Source organism: Oceanobacillus sp. FSL K6-0127 (assembly GCF_037983385.1).
Classification (GTDB): Bacteria; Bacillota; Bacilli; order Bacillales; family Amphibacillaceae; genus Oceanobacillus; species Oceanobacillus profundus.
Genome location: NZ_CP150287.1, coordinates 25957 through 45427, shown reverse-complemented (window position 1 = coordinate 45427; position 19471 = coordinate 25957). Strand labels below are relative to the sequence as shown.

Here is a 19471-nt window from a genome sequence, read left to right as displayed (position 1 = left end):
CTAAAAACTCCTCGTCAAATTGAAGTGGAACACCTATCCCATCTTTTCAGCATGGATGTGGAGATGCGGTTCAGATGTATTGCCGGAATTACCAATTTGCCCGATTGGATTACCTACTGTAAGTTGTTCACCTGCTTCCACTGTGATACTGCCTTCAAGTAGATGGACGATATACAATATAGCATCAGTCCCATCACATGCAATGGCAACATAATTTCCTTCTGGTTGATCAGGGTTTGATTCTGGTGGTATTAAATCTGGTGAATTATTTCTCGTTTCTACTACGCTTCCACTGCAAGCACTGTAAACTATATCACCGAAAATTTCGTATTTATCAAGTTCTTTAGGATAGATTCCGTTTGCTCTTGTACGAAATTGATTTAACTTCACAATATCAAGCGCATACTGTTGGGGCTCATAAGCATTGTGATAGTTTATCTGTGTCGCGCTGCCACCATGTGCAATATAATAAGACCCGTCCTTTAATGGAAAAGCAAGCTCGATGGGTTCATCCTCTGTGGAATAACCACTCACACTAGAAGTCGTATATAGACCAAAAATAAGTAATAATACGATATTAAATCCTCTTGAAAATTTTTGGCTCCTGTTAAGCTTCGTACGAAACGGAAGTGATTTGGTATTTTTCCAAGACAGATAAATAGCAGGAATTAATAAAAGCACCCATACAAACTTCAGGTATATTCCTACCCAATCCCATCGCCCTGAAAGAAATAGCCATGTAATAAATACAACGGTAAATAGTAACTGGATGATCCAATCAAGGCGGGTTGGATATTTTGTTTTCCATAAAGATAAAATAAAAGCGACGGGTAGGATAACCTGTATGACAAATACTTGGATAATAGCTAAAGTCATCGATTACACCTTCCTTTATCTAGTGGGTGACAGTAGCAACGTAATAATCTCTTCCAAATCAAGTGAAGATTGGTTCGTCCATTGTAAACCTTTTTCTTGTAAATAGTGTTCCGTTTCTTTTGGATGATTGGATACCACTTGAACACGGTCCCGAAAAACTTCACCAGGAATAGATGATTCAGTTAGTTCGCTGCGTAACCAATAACGCTTGTAGCGCTCTGTAAGTGCTTCTTTTTCAAAGTTCCCTATCATCTCCCCATTACGTAATACGAATAGATAGTCAGAAAGTTTCTTAATATCTTCAATTTGATGACTTGCAATTATAATGGAGCGTTCACCTTGGTCCATCCATTCTACTAAAATGTCCATAAGATGAGTTTTCGCTGGAATATCAAGGTATGCTGTCGGTTCATCCAAAAGTAATAAAGGAGTATTCCTTGGGATGGTCAATGCAAGTGTGAGTTTCTGCTGTGACCCTTGAGAAAGTTTGGAAAAGCGTTGATTCAAAGGAATAGCAAAATGTTCAACAATTCTTTGGAAAAGCTGTTCATCCCAATGTTCGTAAAGTGGGGCAATAAAACATTTTAAATTCTCTCCAGTAAAAGCGTCCCATCCGATCATTTTTTGTGATTGGTAGGAAACAAATGATTTCCATTGCTCTTCATCACCAGAAACATTTTGATTAAATAAATTAATACTGCCACTGTCAGTGTTTGCTAGATTCATCATCAGCTTCATTAATGTACTTTTTCCAGAGCCATTATTGCCAACAAGTGATGTAATTGTTCCGGGTTCAATTGTTAAATTGATTGGTCCAAGATGAAAATTATCTATTTTCTTTTTTACCTGGGTTATCTCTACAAAAGGTTTCAACGTTTACTCTCCCTTCTTATAGCTCATGAGAATGTTATGGAAGATTTCTTCAATCTGCTCAATCGTATAGTTATAACTCATTGCTGTTTCTATAGATCTTTCAATTGTTTCATAGACAGAGTTTATCTTGACTTGCTGTTTCAAGGCGTCCTCAATGTCACATACAAATGTCCCTTTTCCTTGCTTCGTTTCAATAAATCCTTGATATTCTAAATTTTGATAGGCACGTCGAATCGTAATCACACTTATTTCAAGATCCTTTGCAAGTCCCCGAATAGATGGAAGTGCTGTACCTGCTTGAATATGCCCACTAGCGATTAATGCCTTTAACTGATGTTCGATCTGATGGTATATAGGTTCACGTGATTCGTTGGAAAGATGAATCGGCAGCTGCAAAGCACACACCCCTTTCTAAAAGACATTAGCTTAAAGATAATCAAGCTTTTCCATCGTTTTTTTCAATGAACGTGGCCAATAAAAGAAACCACATGCAGCAAGGAGGATGGATACAATAGCTGATAGGAGCGGAAGTTCTTGCGCAATTCGAATCGTCCATTCCACAAAACCTACATCTAACACTGCATGAAATAGCGTTAAGATTGCTGCTCCAAGAAGTATAAAAAAGAGACTAGATCCTAATAATGTTTTCCAATTGATAATATCTCCTCCATCACTTGTAGGTAAGACGAATCCAATATATATACTAATTGCTAGCCATATAATAACGAAAGCAAGATAGGCACTAAACCCCATGTTTCGGACTTCCGGTGTCAGTATGTACAAGCATAGTAGTAAGGTGAGCTGAAACGGAAAAGAATAAAAAGAGTGAAAGATAAACCGGCTCTTCACAATGACATTTTTTCTGATTGGCAGCTGTTGAAGCATAATAAAGGAAGGAGATGCCCAGATCTCTCCGCTAATTTTCTGTACATGGGATTCTTTTGGTTTTATCCAAGCCGGGAAAAGAAGAAAGATAACGATGAACAAAATATCCCCTACAATTGTTGTACCCCCTTCAAAGACAGGGAGGAATGCAAATACGATTACGATATATAGCAAACAAAGTGTATAGGTAAAGACAGCGTGCTTTGAAAAGTTCTTCCATTCCGTCCCAGCTAACCAGAAAGCTTGTTTCCATTCTTTCATAACAAATACCTCCTAACTGTTATACTGTGTATATCTATATGAACAGTATATGACCTAGAAACATTTCTGTCAATAATAATTCTAGTTAAAAGAGAAGGTGGGAATAGCCTGGCTAAAGCATTAGTATGGGGATATCTGGATTTCTTCAATCTGAATAGCTATAGAAACCAACCTCGTTCACATTTTAGTCACAACTTTGTTTCTGAATTGTGAACATATTCACAAACTTGTTTTCATCTTGAAAAATTCTGTTATGATATAAGTGTAGTAAGGAAACAACTTTACAATATATTGTGAAATGATGAACAAGCAAACAAATCAAAATAAGAATATAAAAGGAGATGGATGGAATGATTATGAATTTTATTCGTAACAGTAAAGTAGCTGCAGGTATTTGGACTTTCTTAAGAATTTATATTGGTTACCAATGGATGACAGCAGGTTATGGAAAAATTACTGGTGGACAGTTTGATGCAAGTGGATTTATTCAAGGAGCAATTGCAAACTCTACTGGTGAAGGAGCAACTGTTCAAGCGTGGTGGGGAACATTTCTTGAAGCTGTCGCATTGCCACAGGCTGAATTGTTTACGTACGCGGTTATGTGGGGAGAGCTGTTAGTAGGTATCGCACTTATCCTAGGAATTTTTACAAACTTTGCAGCTTTAATGGGAATTACAATGAACTTTGCGTTCCTTTTCAGTGGAACAGTAAGCACCAATGCACAAATGGTAGTAATCACTGTATTCCTTCTGGCTGCTGGTTATAATGCAGGCAGATATGGTTTAGATAGATGGATTCTACCATACTTGAAACAAACAATCCAAAGCAAAAAGCATAAAGTAGACAAAGAAGTTGCTGTTGCATCTTAAAAGTGAATAAAACGCCTTACAAGGGAGCCACCCTTGTAAGGCGTTTTATTTTTTATAATTGAAATAAATCCAGCCATCTCAGAAAATAACCATCATATTGAACTTGAACCATCAGGTCAAACCCAATCCACTTCCACTAACAAACAATCGCTATTTCAAAATAGAATCCCTTTACGAAACTCATACCAATCTCAACAATAGGACTTTCGATTTTCGTATCTAAACTTAGCTAGTACAAATATAGGATTCTTGCCCAAATATGTTTAACTACCTCTCAGATTGTGAAACATTAGTAATATAACCTTAAAAAAGGAGAGGACATAATGAAACGTTGGGCAATAATCGCTTTCGCATTAATCTTAGCTGCAGTACTAACGGCTTGTGGAAATACGGAGGATGAGACAGATACAGGAAATGAAAATGATGCACCTGCTGAGGACGATGCGACCAATGAAAATGGTGCAGAAGATCCAAATGCAACGGCGGAGGAAGAGGTCTTGGTTTCCTTAAAAAACGCAGAAGGTGAGGTAGTTGGAACAGCAACGCTAACTCCTGCGGATACGGGAGTAGACATCAAATTAGAAGGGGAAAACTTACCACCCGGAACAAAGGGCTTCCATATTCATGAGGTTGGACAATGTGAGCCCCCGGATTTCGAATCTGCTGGTTCCCATTATAATCCGGCAGATGCTGAGCATGGATTTGACCATACAGATGGTCCGCATGCAGGTGATTTAGAAAATATTGAAGTGGCTGATGATGGTACAGTAACAGCTGAAGTAACGGCTGATATGCTTACATTGGACAAAGATGGTGAAAATACATTATACACAGAGGAAGGAACAGCATTGGTCATTCACTCTGAAGCAGATGACTACACGTCCCAACCTGCTGGTGATGCGGGAGATCGTATCGCATGTGGCGTGATTGGTGAGTAAGTAAACCCTTGAATTTGGTCCGATTTTGTGTATAATCGAAAGTAATTGCATAGGAAAAAGGTTTTCTAGGGTTCCGTAGCAACCGCTAGTCTGGTCCGAGAGAAAACCCACAGTAGTAAACTGTGTCACGGAAGGATAAAAGCCTGGGAGAAACTGTATTAACAGTCGCTCTTAGGCTTCTTTTGTTTTTTTTGGACAGAATAAGCGTACATGTTAACCGCAGTGGTTGCCATTTTTGATGAAGGGCGGTTTTCTTAGCAAAAATAAAGGTGGAGGTGCTGTTTTAATGAATTCGAACTGGGTGAAGGTTTTTATTGCAGCTTTCTTTGAAGTGTTTTGGGTGATTGGGTTGAAGCATGCATATGATTTTTGGACATGGGTCGGTACAGCAATTGCTATTTTTGTTAGTTTTTATTTAATGATAATGGCTGGACGAAAGCTGCCCGTTGGAACGGTTTATGCCGTATTTGTTGGACTCGGGACGGCCGGTACCGTGTTCTCTGAAATACTATTCTTTGGAGAACCGTTTGAATGGAGCAAAATACTTCTAATTTTACTCTTATTAGCAGGTGTGATTGGCTTGAAATTAGTCACGGATGAAAAGGTTCAGGAAGGGGAGGCTTCTTAATGGCATGGGGAGCTTTAGTTTTAGCAGGATTATTTGAAATGTTTGGGGTCGCAATGATTAATAAATTACATCAAGACCGAAGTTGGCAAGCCCTTGCCTTATTATTTGGCGGATTTGGGGCAAGTTTTATATTCCTTTCTTATGCAATGGAAACATTGCCGATGGGGACTGCCTATGCCGTATGGACAGGAATCGGTGCTTCGGGCGGTGCAATACTTGGCATGATCTTGTACGGGGAGTCAAAAGACTGGAGACGAATATTATTTATAGCAATGGTTCTAGGAGCAGCAGTTGGCTTGAAATTAGTCTCTTAATGCGTTAGGGATAGATATTAGAAATGAAAGAGGTCGGGTTGTAACTGACCATGATAAGTGAAAAAAATGGTTCCAATCATCTGCAGTTGATGGCTGGGGCCATTTTACTTTTTAGCTTACTCTGGTTTTATTTCAACATCCATATATAAACAGGTATTTCCCTGGTTTTATATGAATGCAGGCCATTAAAGTCTTTTAGCTATCAAGCACAAGGATCTTGTCTCATGAAAAACTTCGTAACTCGAATTGTTTACATGTTAATTTTATATGGACTCCTGTATAATAGAATGTTAGCAAAGAAGAAAGGAAGGCGTTTATGCGTCCGAAATTTAATATAAAATCAGCAGAAACTCGTGAGAGAATATGGACACGTGATTTTGTGTTTATTTGTGCAGCGAACTTTTTTGTGTTTTTAGGCTTTCAAATGACACTTCCAACGCTCCCGTTATTTGTAAAAGAGTTAGGTGGCAGTGATCAGTTAGTCGGAATAGTTGTAGGGATTTTTACATTTTCTGCATTGATTTTTCGCCCGTATGCAGGTCATGCCCTCGAATCAAAAGGAAGAGGATTTGTCTACATGATTGGATTAGCAATCTTCGTTCTATCTGTTGGTGCTTATGCTTTTATTGCCAGTATTGTGCTGCTGTTTGTCATCCGAGTCGTACAAGGAATTGGCTGGGGACTATCAACAACGGCCGGAGGAACGATTGCGACCGATATAATCCCACCTGATCGTCGAGGGGAAGGGATGGGTTATTTTGGATTATCCGGTAACCTGGCACTTGCATTCGGTCCAGCTCTCGGATTAACGTTAGTAGGGATTATCTCCTTTTCAGAGCTTTTTCTTATTTGCGCTGCACTTGGATTCATCGCGTTTATTATTGCTTCCCGTATACATTATAAAAAAGTTGACCAATCTGAGCATAAAACCGCTACAGTTGCGTTTGATATTTTTGAAAAAACAGCACTACAGCCATCCGTCTTATTATTTTTTATTACCGCGACATTTGGGGGAATCGCGACATTTCTTCCAATTTATGCGATTGAACAAAACGTAGAGGGAATTCAACTTTATTTCCTTGTCTATGCTATCTTTTTAATGATATCTCGGACGTTTTCAGGACAAATCTATGATCGAAAAGGGCATCTATATGTATTTTTACCAGGGACAATACTTATATTTATAGCAATGCTCTTGTTAGCATGGCTCCCTAGTACGACCGCTTTACTGATTGCTGCTGGATTATATGGTCTAGGATTTGGCAGTGTGCAGCCAGCATTGCAAGCCTGGTCAGTTGAAAAGGCTCCTAATCACCGAAAAGGAATGGCGAATGCAACCTTCTATTCTTTTTTTGATTTAGGAATCGGGATTGGAGCCATTGCCTTTGGTCAGTTTGCATATTTCTTAGGTTATGGATCCATTTACATTGCTTCAGCTGTATCGGTACTGCTGTCCATGCTGTTATACATTTACTTATATATGAAAGCAAAAAGACGGGTTTAAGAAAACACGCCCGATTGTACGCCATAGAGTACTTCTATGCGTAATATTTACTTTGAGGTCTGTTGAATGCCAGGTTCTGCGTGGATTGATTAGGATAATTTCACAATTACAGCTCCCTCGTTTACAATAAACCTAAAGAAATTTTATACTGGATTTTTTGAACATCCTATAGAAGGTAGGTTACTCATATTTTGAAAAAAATAAGTGATATTAATATCCAAAAATTATTTCCGTCAACCATTTATAAGCGCGGAAAAGATTATTATAAACAAAATAAAGTGAGCGATCTTTTATATGATATCAATTACCAAGTTTGGACGGCCACAGTTCATGGTTCAGAGGATTACTTTGTAGAAATCAATATGAAGGATTATACAAATGGATCGATTGATACGTATTGCGATTGTCCTGCTTTTGAAACCTTTGGCACGTGTAAACATATTGCAGCTACCTTAATGCAAATTGCGAATAAGGAGCAGGCTATTCCAAATGCTCCATCCAAGCCAAACTATCAGCTGACAAATAAGTTTATACAGGCATTACGTACGCTGCCACAGCAAAATGCACAGCCAGAGATTTTACCAAATAAACTACCGATGCATGTAGAATACCATTGCAGCTGGGGATTCGACCAACAATTACAAATCGAATTACGGACAGGCGAGAAACATTGCTATGTTGTTAAAGATGCTTACCAATTTCTCGTTAACATATTACAAGGAAACGAATACTACTTTACAAAAAAATTCATCTTCCATCCTGATACGCATTATTTTCTGCAAAAGGATTTGGAGCTATTTGAAATGCTCTTTGCGATTAAACGGAATGAGGAAATGTATCAGGGATATAGCAGATTTCATTACGAAGGTAATAGTGGTGATAAACGCTATATTGCAATTCCCCCACTTACAGCAAAGGAGCTGCTTGAAAAGCTTTCGGAAAGAGATTTCACAGTAGAAACACAGCAGAAAAGCTTTCAGCATATCGGAGTGGAGAAGGATACGCTGCCGTTTCGCTTTTCACTAACGAAAAGTAATCAAAATGACCTGCTAATGAAGATGTCAGACGCAACAGATGCAATGTATTTTCCTTATTATGAAATGATATTCCATGAAGGGGTCTTTTATTATCCGACGAAAGACCAGGTACAGGTTCTTGAAGAAGTTACAAAGTTCGGCATGGACGAATTACAATTACCGATTCCAAAGGAACAAGCTGACGTCTTTTTATCAGAAGTACTTCCATCATTAAAAAAGATTGGTGGGGTAGAGGTATCAGAGTCAATTACAGAAGAGATAATTCAAGTACCTTTACGTGCAAAATTGTATTTGGAAGTAAAAGGCGATTGGATTATTGGAAAGTTGGAATACCATTATGGTGATCAGTTGATTGATCCATTTAATGGGCGAAAGGATAATGATCGACTTATTATTCGTGAGGTGGAAAAGGAACAGCAAATTATGCAGCTGATTGAGCAAGCTAACTTCCATTATAATGGGAAAGAGCTCTATATTGAAGCGGATGAGGAAGAGCTGTATGACTTTCTGTATTATATCCTGCCACGATTAGATAAAGAAGTGGAACTGTTTTTTACATCAGAAATTCGAGGAATGATTATTGAAAACGAACTCAGTCCGAGTACGAGTGTACGTCTAGAAGGTACATCGAACCTATTAGAAATTGGCTTTGATATTAATGGGGTTAATGATTCCGAAATCAACCAAATTTTAAATGCAGTAATCGAGAAAAAACGCTATTATCGTTTAGGAAGTGGTGAATTACTGTCACTAGAAGGAGAAGAATTTACTTCTATAAAACGTTTATTTGACGAGATGCAAATTCATAAAAATGACTTGCTGAATGGGCACGTCCAGATGCCGGTATACCGAGGAACACAGCTAGATGAGCTAATCGATACGAAAAAGAACTACGATCCATCCTTTCGACATTTGCTGCATCAGTTGAAGTCTCCAGAAGAACAAGTATACGAGCTGCCAGAACAGCTGCAAGCGTCTTTAAGAAATTATCAGATGACTGGTTTCAGGTGGTTTAAGTCCTTGAGCAACTATCACCTCGGTGGAATCTTAGCAGACGATATGGGACTTGGAAAAACCTTACAAAGCATTGCGTATATCGCGTCAGAGAAAGAGCAGAAAGGTGCTGAACCAAATCTGATTATAGCTCCTTCCTCGGTCGTTTATAACTGGAAGAATGAATTTGAGAAATTTGCTCCACATTTGTCTGTCGTTGTACTTACAGGAAGCCCTGAGGAACGACAACAATTGATTGAGGCTTCAACAGGTACCGATGTTTGGATTACTTCCTATGCAACGTTAAGGCAAGACATTGAAATTTATCGGGAATTTTCATTTCAATCCATGATCTTGGATGAAGCGCAATATATTAAAAACTATGCAACGAAAACCTCACAAGCCATTCGGGAAATAAAAGCTGCACGTCGATTTGCGTTAAGTGGAACACCGATTGAGAATTCAATCGATGAGCTATGGGCTATTTTCCAAGTTGTTTTGCCAGGACTTATGCCAAATCAACGGAGTTTTAAGCAGTTATCGAACGAAAAAATTGCAATGATTACACGGCCATTTATATTGCGAAGACTGAAAAAGGATGTGCTGAAAGAGCTGCCAGATAAGATTGAATCTGTTCATGTCTCGGAGCTGACAAAGGAACAAAAGGATTTATATGTCGGTTATCTAAGACAGGTACAGCAGGAAGCAGCACAATCAATGAAGGAAAGTGCTTTCCAACAAAACAGGATGAAAATTCTTGCTGGATTAACCCGTCTTCGTCAGCTTTGCTGTCACCCTTCGTTATTCATTGAAAATTATGAAGGCTACTCTGGGAAGCTGGAACAATTGATGGATACCGTGAAAACAGCGATTGAAAGTGGAAAACGTATGCTGATTTTTTCCCAATTTACAAGCATGCATGAGATTATTAAAGAACGACTAGAAAAAGAAGGGTTTGGCTATTTTTATCTTCATGGGCAAACCCCTGCAAAAGATCGCGTTGAGATGAGTGAACGATTTAATAATGGCGAGAATAGTATTTTCCTTATTTCTCTGAAAGCTGGTGGGACAGGGTTAAACTTGACTGGAGCTGATACGGTCATTTTATACGACTTATGGTGGAATCCTGCTGTAGAGGATCAAGCAACCGGACGTGCACACCGATTTGGTCAAAAAAATGTCGTGCAAGTCATTCGTCTTGTAACAGAAGGAACGATCGAGGAAAAAATTTATGATTTGCAGCAGAAAAAGCGTGAGCTGATTGACCAAGTTATTCAGCCTGGAGAAACAATGCTTTCTAGCTTGAGTGAGGATGATATTCGCCAGTTGTTAAGCTTATAGGTGATTGGTGGCAGTGGGGAAATCACATAACTTTCCCTACTGCCTTATTTTGTTTGGGCGAGGTCTCGGAATATGTTTGCTTTGTTGTAAATCAGGGAACGATATAGATAAACTTACGAAAGGATGTACAAGTCTATGTCACGAAAAATTCTCGCATATTTCGACTCAGAGAATGATGCAGAATCGGCAAAAGCAACCCTCCAAACGCTGAAAGTTCGTCATGTTATCGTGGATAAGCTTCCAGATACGGATGAAAAAGTAACTTATATACCATTTACTCCGACAGGACAATCTCAGGGAGCGATTGGCACAATTGGCTTAAAAAATCATAATAGTGAAGAGAATGAAGGGCAAGTAACACATTTACTTGAGGCCCAAGTAGAAGAGGAGGATTTCGAAAAGGCAATGCAATATCTAATGGATAATAATGGGTACGAAATAGAGGGATAAAGCTGCAGCAGAGCTTAACAATGCTAACCCTGCTGCAATCATTAATTATTAAGTGAAAATAATTTTCGTGGCCTTCCTTTTAAATAAGGACGTTCTTCTCCAGATACTTTTATGACATTACCAGATAGCAGCTTATTGACAGTTCTTTCAGCACTGCGTTTTGTAACTTTATAATACGCAGCAATGTCGTTTGAAGAGAAAGGTTCATTATTTCTATCCGTTATAAAATCAATGAAATTATAGGAAAGTTCATTGTTCAATCGAGCTTTATGAATCAAGGCATGAAATAATTGAGATGTATCGATATCTCTGCGAATGCCAATCGGACCAATTGTATCCTTTCTTTCATTGACAATATAACAGAGGCTATGATTTTCATTTTTACATTTTTCTAATGCTAAACGTGCATGCGCTTCAGCTTCACTTGCTGATAGACCGAGACCAAATCCAATGTCGATTGGGATATTCAACTCTGCTTCAAACTCACGAAGAAGAGGGAAATCTCGATAATGATTTTGTAAATGATCAATCAACTTTTTGGTTCCTACTACCACAAATTGATGATCGTCTTTTATCGTGAGCAGTGAATCGGTTCGTTCAGCAAATCGAACCAAAAGACTTTGCATTTTGGTAGTTAACGCTTTCAATTCTTGTTCCTCATGTTGATCTTGATTTTTCATGCGGATATATCCAGCTACGAGAAGAGCACTCTTGTGTTGGTTCAGTTCGGTAAGGGATTTTGCAGATTGAATGGCATGTAATAAATTTATCTCTGGTATAATCATGCAACTGCCTGGAATATCAGCTTCTCTTAGTTGTACCTCTACTTCTTTGCTTGATGTAAGTACATAATCAATTTTACCTTCATCCCAGAGTTTTTGATGAAATCTTGTAATTTGTTGAATATCAGTGGATTCATCTGCCCCATAGCTATAATGATAAATCTGTTTATTATCAAAGCTAAGTTCTTTTGCGACCTCCTCAACATGCTGTCCGTTAAGTACATCGATGGAAATACGATCGAGTTCTTGATTGTAATCGTTTCTTAAACGATAGAAAGAGGTGAGTATCATATACTCATCAAAAGCAACCTGTACAGCTGGCAATCGTTTCTTTTTTATTTTTTCTCTGGCATACAAATAGGATGTTGCTTCCGTAAATAAATAAATATCACACATGAAAGCCCTTTCAATTAATTCGGGGGTTTCACTTGAATGTGTGTATATAAACGGAAGGATATCCAAATTTTCATCATGTTTTGCTAGTGTATGTACACGCTTTATCGTTTCTTCAATTCCAAAAACTGCAATTTTAACTTTCATGTCGTACACTCCGTTCCTTACTGTTTTTTAGATAATGACCCATTCGTTACATAGTTCATTAAATACCTACCGACTTCTGCTATGAAATGTTGTGCTATACCATTATTTTCCCATCCCTCTGTTAATACAGCAACCTCTAACTTCCTTCCAGTTGATTCCATAATCGCTACATCATGCTCTACTCCAGGCAATTCTCCGGTTTTATGATAAATATTCAGCTTACAATTATTCATTTGATATGCTGCTAATTTATTGTTGAATTGCTGATTTTTAAGTAACCTTCGAACTTCTTGCCGCAAATTTTTGCTATAGGGACCGTTATCGCTGGAAAAAAGCTTAAGTAAGTGAACGATATCTGCTGCAGTAGTAATATTCTCGTTGCCGCTTGCTTGTGCTTCTTGATCCATAAATTTACGTTTAATTATTGTATCCTGACAGCCGAGCTTTTTAATAGAATGATTGATACGGTCGATACCGATCATATCAAGTAATATGTTGGAAGCAGTGTTATCGGAAACGATAATCATAAGCTCCAATAGATTCTGGTAACTATACGTGTTGTGTTTTGTTAAATAGTTAATGACACCTGCACCTTCTACCATCGCCTCAGGTTTAATAGAAATGAGTTGTTCCCTTTGGATGCGACCAGCTTCAATCTGCTGCAATACCTCAGCAAGAATAAATAGCTTAACAACACTCGCAGCTTTTCTTGGCGTATTTGCATTAAATTGAATAGTACCTTCTGCGCTGTGAACAACAATTGATATTTTATCAAGGTTGATAGGAGATATAGAAAGTAAAGCTTTTTTTAATTCGAATAAATTCATTACTTTCTTCCACCTTACTATAATTACAGCAGTATTAGTTTAAGTTATATCATATTGAATTTTCATAATATTGTCAAGAAGACTCGTTAATTTGCAAGAAGACAAGATATGTGACAAGAGCTTTAATTGTTCGTCTGTTTTCTCCATACTTTTTAAACATGTATTCTGGACGAAAACTATACTAACGTCCTACTGAAAACGTTAACAATTGATAGATGTATAAAACTTAACGTGTATATGTAACTAGAACGTAGTAACTATAAAAATTATCAAATTATAATGAAATTTTTTCATATATCATTGTAAATTTTAGAATAATAGGGTAATATATTGGAAGATAGCTTTATGTTAAAATATATTTACATATATTTACAAAGCTATTACAAAGAAACAGGGGGTTAAATACATGAAATTGTCTAAAAAGTCATTATTATTGTTGGTTTTTGGACTGCTGCTTAGTGTTCTAGTAGCATGTGCAAGTGAGCCAGATGAAAATGATTCCGCTAATGAAGGAACAGATGAAGGTACAGAAGATGCTGCTCCTGCAGGAGAACAAGATCTAATGATTGCAACTCTATCGGATGCTGTATCCTTAGATCCAGCTGGTTCAAACGATACTCCTTCAAGTAACGTTCAAGCGAATATCTTTGAATCATTAACAAAACAGGACGAAAATATGGAAGTACAACCAAGCCTAGCTGAAAGCTGGGAACAAGTTGAAGATACAGTATGGGAATTTAAATTACGTGAAGGTGTAAAATTCCACGATGGTACAGACTTTAACGCAGAAGCAGTTAAGGCAAGTATTGAACGTATATTAGATCCAGAAGTTGCATCGCCACGTCTATTTCTATATGAAATGATTACAGATATTGAAGTAGTAGATGACTATACAATTCGCTTTACAACAGAATACCCATTCTCACCACTGCCAGCTCACTTAGCACATAACGGTGGAGGTATCATTTCACCAGCTGTCATTGAAGAAGACTACGCTGCTATAGAAGCTGGAGAGGATCCAGGAAGTGTTATTAACGAAAAACCATATGGTACAGGATTCTTTAAATTTGAAGAATGGCAACCAGGAACACAAATTACACTCGTTAAGAATGATGATTATTGGGGAGAGCAAGCTTTGCTTGACTCTGTAACATTTAAAGTTGTTGGAGAAGGCTTAACTCGTGTTGCTGAATTAGAAACAGGTACATCACATATTGCTGACCCAATCAGTCCGAACGATGTTGCTCAGATTGAAGGGATGGACGGTGCAAGTCCAGCAAAACAAGCAAGTGTGAGCTTATCTTACATTGGATTTAATATGGAAAAAGAGCCATTTAATGATCCGTTAGTTCGTCAAGCAATCAACTTGGCTGTTGATAAAGAGCAAATCATTACAGGTATTTATGATGGAAATGGTGTACCAGCAGTTGGGCCATTAGCACCAGGAGTACTTGGATATGATGAAAATGCTCCAGGACTTGAATATGACCCAGATCGCGCTAGAGAACTCTTAGCTGAAGCAGGCTATGAAGATGGATTCTCTACAACACTTTGGACAAATGATAGTCCAGAACGTATGGATACAGCAACAAACCTACAAGCACAGCTTGCTGATTTTGGTATTAAAGTAGAAATTGAAGTCCTTGAGTGGGGCGCATATCTTGAGCAGACTGCACAAGGCGAGCATGATATGTTCATCCTTGGCTGGTCAACAGTAACAGGGGATGCAGACTATGGATTATATCCATTGTTCCACTCTGACAATGTTGGAGAACCTGGAAACCGTACATTCTTAAAAGATGATGAGTTAGATGCATTGTTAGAAGAAGCTCGTCAAGAGGCAGAGCCTGACGCTCGTCTTGAGTTATACAGTGAAATTCAAACAAAGTTAACTGATCTTGCACCAATGCTTTATATTCATCACCAAGAATTCTTGTTAGGTGTTAGTGATAAGGTTCAAGGATTAACACAGTTACCAACTGGAATCTTGCAATTACATGAGGTATCTATTCAAGAATAATAAACGCTTTGCATTCACGGAGTTATCCGAGTTTGATAAGCGATTCGAAAAGCCCGCTAAGTATCTTAGGGGCTTTTCGCTTTGGCTTAGAAGAGGATAGGGATTTGGAAGCTGTGACCTGTTACAGTGGTATCAAAAAAAGCGCTCATTACAATAATGAGCGCTTTTTTTGATACTGATTAAACTGTAGTAGGTTGGTGCTTCCCGGATTTAATGTCTTCCATATAGTGACATGCTGCCATATGTCCGTCTAACATTCCGTCTGCTTTACGAAGCTCTGGTGTTTCGGTTCGACATAGGTCAGTTGCAAATGGACAACGAGTATGGAATCTGCAACCTTTTGGTGGATCAATTGGTGAAGGTACATCACCTTTTAAGATGATCCGTTCTTTTTTCTTATCCATATCTGTACTAGGGATTGCAGAGAGCAAAGCCGTAGTATATGGATGCATTGTATTATCAAATAGTGATTTTTTATCAGCAATCTCAACGATTTTCCCTAGGTACATTACGATAATTCGATCTGAGATATGTCGTACAACCCCTAAATCATGTGAGATAAATAGATACGTTAATTTGAATTCACGTTGCAGCTTTTTCAATAGATTAATAACCTGTGCTTGGATAGAAACATCTAACGCTGATACAGCTTCATCTGCGATGATTAGCTGTGGATTAACGGAGAGAGCCCGAGCAATTCCGATCCGCTGACGTTGACCACCACTGAATTCATGAGGGAGTCTATCTGCTTGGTGTGGTCCTAGACCAACCGTTTCCATCAATTCAATTACACGATCATTCCGTTCGTTTTTTGGTACGGAGTTTTGAATCTCCATCGCTTCTGTCAGAATTTGGCGTACCGTATGACGCGGGTTAATCGATGCGTATGGATCTTGGAAAATGATCTGCATATTTTTACGATTTTTATTCATTTCTCGTTTGTTGTATGCAAGCAGATTTTTCCCATCGAATTCAACTTCACCAGATGTTGGTTCATCAAGGCGTAAAATGGCTCTTCCTGTTGTAGATTTCCCGCAGCCTGATTCTCCTACGATACTTAATGTTTCTCCTTCATAAACTGTAAAGGATACACCGTCTACAGCTTTTACATGATTTACGGTACGTCCTAAAATCCCGCCTTTAATTGGGAAATATTGTTTTAAATCAGTAACTTTCAGTAGTTCTTTCTGTTTCTGCATGAACATTCACCTCCGGATCGCCATCCCATTCATCTGAATAGATCCAGCAACGAATTTGGTTCCCTTCCTCATCTGTGACGAGGTCAGGTAATTTTTCTCTGCACATTTCTGTCGCGAATGGACAGCGTGGAGCAAAACGGCAGCCTTTAGGCATCTCCGCAGGGCTAGGTACAGATCCTCTTATTACAGCTAAATCACCTTCAATATCTTGGTCATGCTGTGGAATAGATTTCATTAAGCCAACTGTATACGGATGCTTAGGAGCCTTGAATAATGTTTTTGTATCGGTATACTCAACAACCTTTCCGCAATACATAACAGCAACATAATCACATGTTTCTGCTACGACACCAAGGTCATGTGTAATTAATAGTACACCCATACCGAGTCGTTCTTGCAAGTCTTTAATTAAATCAAGAATTTGCGCTTGGATCGTTACATCAAGTGCTGTTGTTGGTTCATCAGCGATGAGTAGTTCTGGATTACAGGCAAGCGCCATTGCAATCATAACACGCTGTCTCATTCCCCCTGAAAGCTCGTGTGGATACTGATTGACACGCTTTTCCGGGGAAGGAATTCCAACTAATTTCAGCATTTCAACGGAACGCTGTTTTGCTTGTTTTTTATTTAAACCTTGATGGATTTTATAAGCTTCACTAATCTGTTGGCCAACTGTAAACGTTGGATTTAACGAAGTCATTGGCTCCTGGAATATCATTGATATTTCATTACCGCGTATTTTGCGCATATTAGCTTCGCTTTTATCAAGTAAGTTTTCTCCTTTAAACTTGATTTCACCACCAACTATTTTTCCAGGCTCTTTAAGCAGGCGAAGAATGGAAAGGGAGGTGATACTTTTACCTGATCCTGACTCCCCAACGACACCGAGAATCTTCCCTTTTGGGATTGCAAAAGAAACACCGTCAACTGCTTTAACCTCTAAATCTTTAGTGAAGAAGGAAGTCTGTAAATCTTTGATTTCCAATATATTCTCATAGGAATTTGGTGCACTTGTCATATAAGAAGCTCCTTTCTGACAATAGAATGTTCAAAATGTTCTATTTGAACAAATGATAGCAATCAGTCTAGATCAATTCGTTTATTTAAATATCGATACGTAATGTCAACTGCTAAGTTAACGAAGATGAATAATAGAGCAACGACTAAGATGGTTCCTTGGACTACTGGGAAGTCACGTGCTCGAATAGAATCGATGATTAGTTTTCCCATACCGTTTACGGCAAATACACTCTCTGTAAGTACAGCTCCACCTAACAGACCTCCGAATTGAAGACCAACTACGGTAACAACAGGTATCAATGCATTTTTAAGTGCATGGCGATAAATAACAACTCGTTCCTTAACACCTTTTGCTCTTGCAGTACGAATATAGTCTTGGTCAATTACATCGAGCATACTCGAACGTGTCATTCTTGCAATAATGGCTGCGCTACCCGTACCCAGAGTTAGAACTGGTAGTACGACCTGTGCGAAGCTTCCCCAACCAGATGGCTTAAACCAACTAGTGTCACTAAAGAATGGAACCCAGCTAGGAAGATCAATACCGATGGCAAACCATTGGATAAGCATAAGTCCGAGCCAGAAGTTCGGCATGGATAGTCCAAAAAGTGCAAGAATCATAAGAGATGTATCAGCTAGAGAGTATCGCTTCGTAGCTGATATGACACCGACGATAAGCCCGATAAATACGGCAACAACTGTACTGTAAATCGCAAGTTCTACCGTAACCCAAAATCGTGCTCCAATTTCAGCTGTTACATCTCGTCCACTACGCATGGAGTTTCCAAGATCACCTTGAACAGCATCCTTTACATAATTAAAATACTGAACCGGTAATGGATCATTTAGACCCAATCTTTCTCTAATATTTTCAACCTGTTCCTTTGGTGCGCTTTCACCTGCCATAATTTGAGCAGGATCCCCTGGTACTAAGTGCATCATACTAAATACTAGAATTGAAACCCCGATTAAAACGGGAATAGTTTGAATAATTCTTCGGATAATAAACTTAAACAAGATCTTTCACCTCTTTCTACTCTTTTGTCTTCGGATCGAATGCGTCTCTTAAACCATCACCAAGCATATTGAATGCCAGAACTACAAGCACAATGGCAAGCCCAGGGAAAAGAGCAACATGTGGAGCATTGTATAAATAGTTACGCCCGTCACTTAGCATAGCTCCCCATTCAGGTGTAGGTGGCTGAGCACCAAGTCCCAAGAAAGACAATCCACTAGCAGATAAAATAGCAGTAGCTATATTAAGAGTAGCTTGCACGATAATTGGTGAAGTAATATTTGGAAAAATGTGTTTAAAAATAATCCGAGCATCACTAGCTCCTAAAGCTCTCATCGCATCAATATATTCGAGCTTCTTAACAGATAAAGTAGAACCACGAACAATCCTGGCGAATACAGGTACAGATGAGATAGCAACCGCGATAATAACATTTTGCAGGCTTCCTCCAAGCACGGTTACGATTGCAAGTGCAAGTAAAATACTAGGAAAAGCAAGTAAGATGTCCATTAATCTCATAAGGATGCTGTCCGTTCTTCCACCATAATATCCAGCGAAAATTCCAATAAGGACTCCGACTGCACCACCGAGTAGAACAGAGAAAAATCCGACAATTAATGTTAGGTTTGTTCCGTGAATAATACGGCTAAAAATATCACGACCAAAGTTATCCGTTCCCAGCCAATTATCTCCTGATGGGGGTTGGAGCTTATTCAGCATATCTTGTGTATCGGGTTGATATGGTGTGAAGTATGGACCGATTATTGCGACAATTATAAGGAATAAAATTAGAAAACCGCCAACCATAGCTGATTTATTCTTTTTTAGCTTTCGATATACTAATCTCCAATTTTTGAATCGCGGGTTAGGAGGTTTGATCGCGGTTCTAGTGTTTTCGATATGTTCTGTCGACTGACTCATAGATTGCTAACTTCCTTTCATAAGTAGATTAAAAGGTAGTTCAAAAAGCCCGGTGAAAAGGACACATTTAGACGAGAGGTTGACAATGCTCAACGCTTTCTGCAGGACAGAGGTGTGAGCTTAATCATATAACCATCGTCCAAAACTACTATGTATTTTTCATCTGCTTTTTGAACAC

General features: G+C 38.6%; 18 protein-coding genes and 1 riboswitch. Of the genes, 8 read left to right on the top strand and 10 right to left on the bottom strand.

Features of this window, described 5'->3' with window-relative positions; all coding sequences use genetic code 11:
- Positions 1 to 33 precede the first annotated feature (33 nt).
- From MHH64_RS00210 to MHH64_RS00195, 4 genes are read right to left on the bottom strand one after another with little or no spacing between them, the layout of a single operon-like run.
- Positions 34 to 876 carry a M23 family metallopeptidase gene (locus MHH64_RS00210; RefSeq protein WP_340002446.1) on the bottom strand — a complete coding sequence of 281 codons (843 nt, stop codon included), beginning with the start codon at positions 874 to 876 and terminating at the stop codon, positions 34 to 36.
- Between the two features lie 15 nt (positions 877 to 891).
- Positions 892 to 1749 carry an ABC transporter ATP-binding protein gene (locus tag MHH64_RS00205; RefSeq protein ID WP_095307686.1) on the bottom strand — a complete coding sequence of 286 codons (858 nt, stop codon included), beginning with the start codon at positions 1747 to 1749 and terminating at the stop codon, positions 892 to 894.
- Between the two features lie 3 nt (positions 1750 to 1752).
- On the bottom strand, positions 1753 to 2145 hold the full coding sequence (locus MHH64_RS00200; RefSeq protein WP_095307687.1) for a GntR family transcriptional regulator: 393 nt from the start codon (positions 2143 to 2145) through the stop codon (positions 1753 to 1755).
- Between the two features lie 30 nt (positions 2146 to 2175).
- Positions 2176 to 2895, bottom strand: coding sequence for a hypothetical protein (locus tag MHH64_RS00195; protein ID WP_340002443.1), 720 nt, complete (start codon positions 2893 to 2895; stop codon positions 2176 to 2178).
- Between the two features lie 350 nt (positions 2896 to 3245).
- Here MHH64_RS00195 and MHH64_RS00190 point away from each other — a divergent pair, with 350 nt between their 5' ends.
- The 7 genes from MHH64_RS00190 (at position 3246) to MHH64_RS00160 (ending at position 10969) form a co-directional block, all read left to right on the top strand.
- Entirely contained in the window at positions 3246 to 3764 is a 519-nt protein-coding gene (locus tag MHH64_RS00190; RefSeq protein WP_095307690.1) for a DoxX family protein, read from the top strand.
- A gap of 323 nt (positions 3765 to 4087) precedes the next feature.
- Positions 4088 to 4702 (top strand): superoxide dismutase family protein, encoded by a 615-nt coding sequence (locus MHH64_RS00185; RefSeq protein ID WP_095307691.1) that lies wholly within the window; start codon positions 4088 to 4090, stop codon positions 4700 to 4702.
- 54 nt (positions 4703 to 4756) lie between these two features.
- A riboswitch (guanidine-I (ykkC/yxkD leader) is annotated at positions 4757 to 4854 on the top strand.
- 134 nt (positions 4855 to 4988) lie between these two features.
- The gene (locus tag MHH64_RS00180; RefSeq protein ID WP_095307726.1) at positions 4989 to 5330 is read left to right on the top strand and encodes a multidrug efflux SMR transporter; all 342 of its coding nucleotides are present in this window, start codon (positions 4989 to 4991) and stop codon (positions 5328 to 5330) included.
- Positions 5330 to 5644, top strand: a complete 315-nt coding sequence (locus MHH64_RS00175; protein WP_095307692.1) for a multidrug efflux SMR transporter — start codon at positions 5330 to 5332, stop codon at positions 5642 to 5644. The genes MHH64_RS00180 and MHH64_RS00175 overlap by 1 nt, the downstream gene beginning before the upstream one ends.
- 316 nt (positions 5645 to 5960) lie before the next feature.
- On the top strand, positions 5961 to 7148 hold the full coding sequence (locus MHH64_RS00170; RefSeq protein WP_095307693.1) for an MFS transporter: 1188 nt from the start codon (positions 5961 to 5963) through the stop codon (positions 7146 to 7148).
- Between the two features lie 191 nt (positions 7149 to 7339).
- A complete protein-coding gene (locus MHH64_RS00165) occupies positions 7340 to 10519 on the top strand; it encodes a DEAD/DEAH box helicase (RefSeq protein WP_303448389.1) in 3180 nt (1059 codons plus the stop codon).
- Between the two features lie 135 nt (positions 10520 to 10654).
- The gene (locus tag MHH64_RS00160; RefSeq protein ID WP_095307695.1) at positions 10655 to 10969 is read left to right on the top strand and encodes a hypothetical protein; all 315 of its coding nucleotides are present in this window, start codon (positions 10655 to 10657) and stop codon (positions 10967 to 10969) included.
- A gap of 41 nt (positions 10970 to 11010) precedes the next feature.
- Here the strand turns inward: MHH64_RS00160 and MHH64_RS00155 are convergent, their stop codons facing one another.
- Positions 11011 to 12291 (bottom strand): hypothetical protein, encoded by a 1281-nt coding sequence (locus MHH64_RS00155; protein WP_095307696.1) that lies wholly within the window; start codon positions 12289 to 12291, stop codon positions 11011 to 11013.
- Between the two features lie 17 nt (positions 12292 to 12308).
- Positions 12309 to 13118, bottom strand: a complete 810-nt coding sequence (locus MHH64_RS00150; RefSeq protein WP_095307698.1) for a serine hydrolase — start codon at positions 13116 to 13118, stop codon at positions 12309 to 12311.
- 406 nt (positions 13119 to 13524) lie between these two features.
- On the opposite strand from MHH64_RS00150, the gene MHH64_RS00145 reads away from it, so the two are divergent.
- Positions 13525 to 15138, top strand: coding sequence for a glutathione ABC transporter substrate-binding protein (locus MHH64_RS00145; protein ID WP_095307699.1), 1614 nt, complete (start codon positions 13525 to 13527; stop codon positions 15136 to 15138).
- 179 nt (positions 15139 to 15317) lie between these two features.
- Here MHH64_RS00145 and MHH64_RS00140 read toward each other — a convergent pair whose 3' ends face one another.
- From MHH64_RS00140 to nikC, 4 genes are all read right to left on the bottom strand, one after another.
- On the bottom strand, positions 15318 to 16337 hold the full coding sequence (locus tag MHH64_RS00140; protein WP_095307700.1) for a dipeptide ABC transporter ATP-binding protein: 1020 nt from the start codon (positions 16335 to 16337) through the stop codon (positions 15318 to 15320).
- Positions 16303 to 17355 carry an ABC transporter ATP-binding protein gene (locus MHH64_RS00135; protein ID WP_095307701.1) on the bottom strand — a complete coding sequence of 351 codons (1053 nt, stop codon included), beginning with the start codon at positions 17353 to 17355 and terminating at the stop codon, positions 16303 to 16305. The genes MHH64_RS00140 and MHH64_RS00135 overlap by 35 nt, the downstream gene beginning before the upstream one ends.
- Positions 17356 to 17417: 62 nt before the next feature.
- On the bottom strand, positions 17418 to 18374 hold the full coding sequence (locus MHH64_RS00130) for an ABC transporter permease (protein ID WP_095307702.1): 957 nt from the start codon (positions 18372 to 18374) through the stop codon (positions 17418 to 17420).
- A 16-nt stretch (positions 18375 to 18390) separates the two neighbouring features.
- A complete protein-coding gene (nikC, locus tag MHH64_RS00125) occupies positions 18391 to 19293 on the bottom strand; it encodes a nickel transporter permease (protein WP_095307703.1) in 903 nt (300 codons plus the stop codon).
- Positions 19294 to 19471: the final 178 nt, after the last annotated feature.

Bases quoted from the DNA above. Each gene is read 5' to 3' on its own strand.
- MHH64_RS00210 (WP_340002446.1), bottom strand. From the start codon at position 876: ATGACTTTAGCTATTATCCAAGTATTTGTCATACAGGTTATCCTACCC.
- MHH64_RS00195 (WP_340002443.1), bottom strand. From the start codon at position 2,895: ATGAAAGAATGGAAACAAGCTTTCTGGTTAGCTGGGACGGAATGGAAG.
- MHH64_RS00190 (WP_095307690.1), top strand. From the start codon at position 3,246: ATGATTATGAATTTTATTCGTAACAGTAAAGTAGCTGCAGGTATTTGG.
- MHH64_RS00185 (WP_095307691.1), top strand. From the start codon at position 4,088: ATGAAACGTTGGGCAATAATCGCTTTCGCATTAATCTTAGCTGCAGTA.
- MHH64_RS00180 (WP_095307726.1), top strand. From the start codon at position 4,989: ATGAATTCGAACTGGGTGAAGGTTTTTATTGCAGCTTTCTTTGAAGTG.
- MHH64_RS00175 (WP_095307692.1), top strand. From the start codon at position 5,330: ATGGCATGGGGAGCTTTAGTTTTAGCAGGATTATTTGAAATGTTTGGG.
- MHH64_RS00170 (WP_095307693.1), top strand. From the start codon at position 5,961: ATGCGTCCGAAATTTAATATAAAATCAGCAGAAACTCGTGAGAGAATA.
- MHH64_RS00160 (WP_095307695.1), top strand. From the start codon at position 10,655: ATGTCACGAAAAATTCTCGCATATTTCGACTCAGAGAATGATGCAGAA.
- MHH64_RS00155 (WP_095307696.1), bottom strand. From the start codon at position 12,291: ATGAAAGTTAAAATTGCAGTTTTTGGAATTGAAGAAACGATAAAGCGT.
- MHH64_RS00150 (WP_095307698.1), bottom strand. From the start codon at position 13,118: ATGAATTTATTCGAATTAAAAAAAGCTTTACTTTCTATATCTCCTATC.
- MHH64_RS00145 (WP_095307699.1), top strand. From the start codon at position 13,525: ATGAAATTGTCTAAAAAGTCATTATTATTGTTGGTTTTTGGACTGCTG.
- MHH64_RS00140 (WP_095307700.1), bottom strand. From the start codon at position 16,337: ATGCAGAAACAGAAAGAACTACTGAAAGTTACTGATTTAAAACAATAT.
- MHH64_RS00135 (WP_095307701.1), bottom strand. From the start codon at position 17,355: ATGACAAGTGCACCAAATTCCTATGAGAATATATTGGAAATCAAAGAT.
- nikC (WP_095307703.1), bottom strand. From the start codon at position 19,293: ATGAGTCAGTCGACAGAACATATCGAAAACACTAGAACCGCGATCAAA.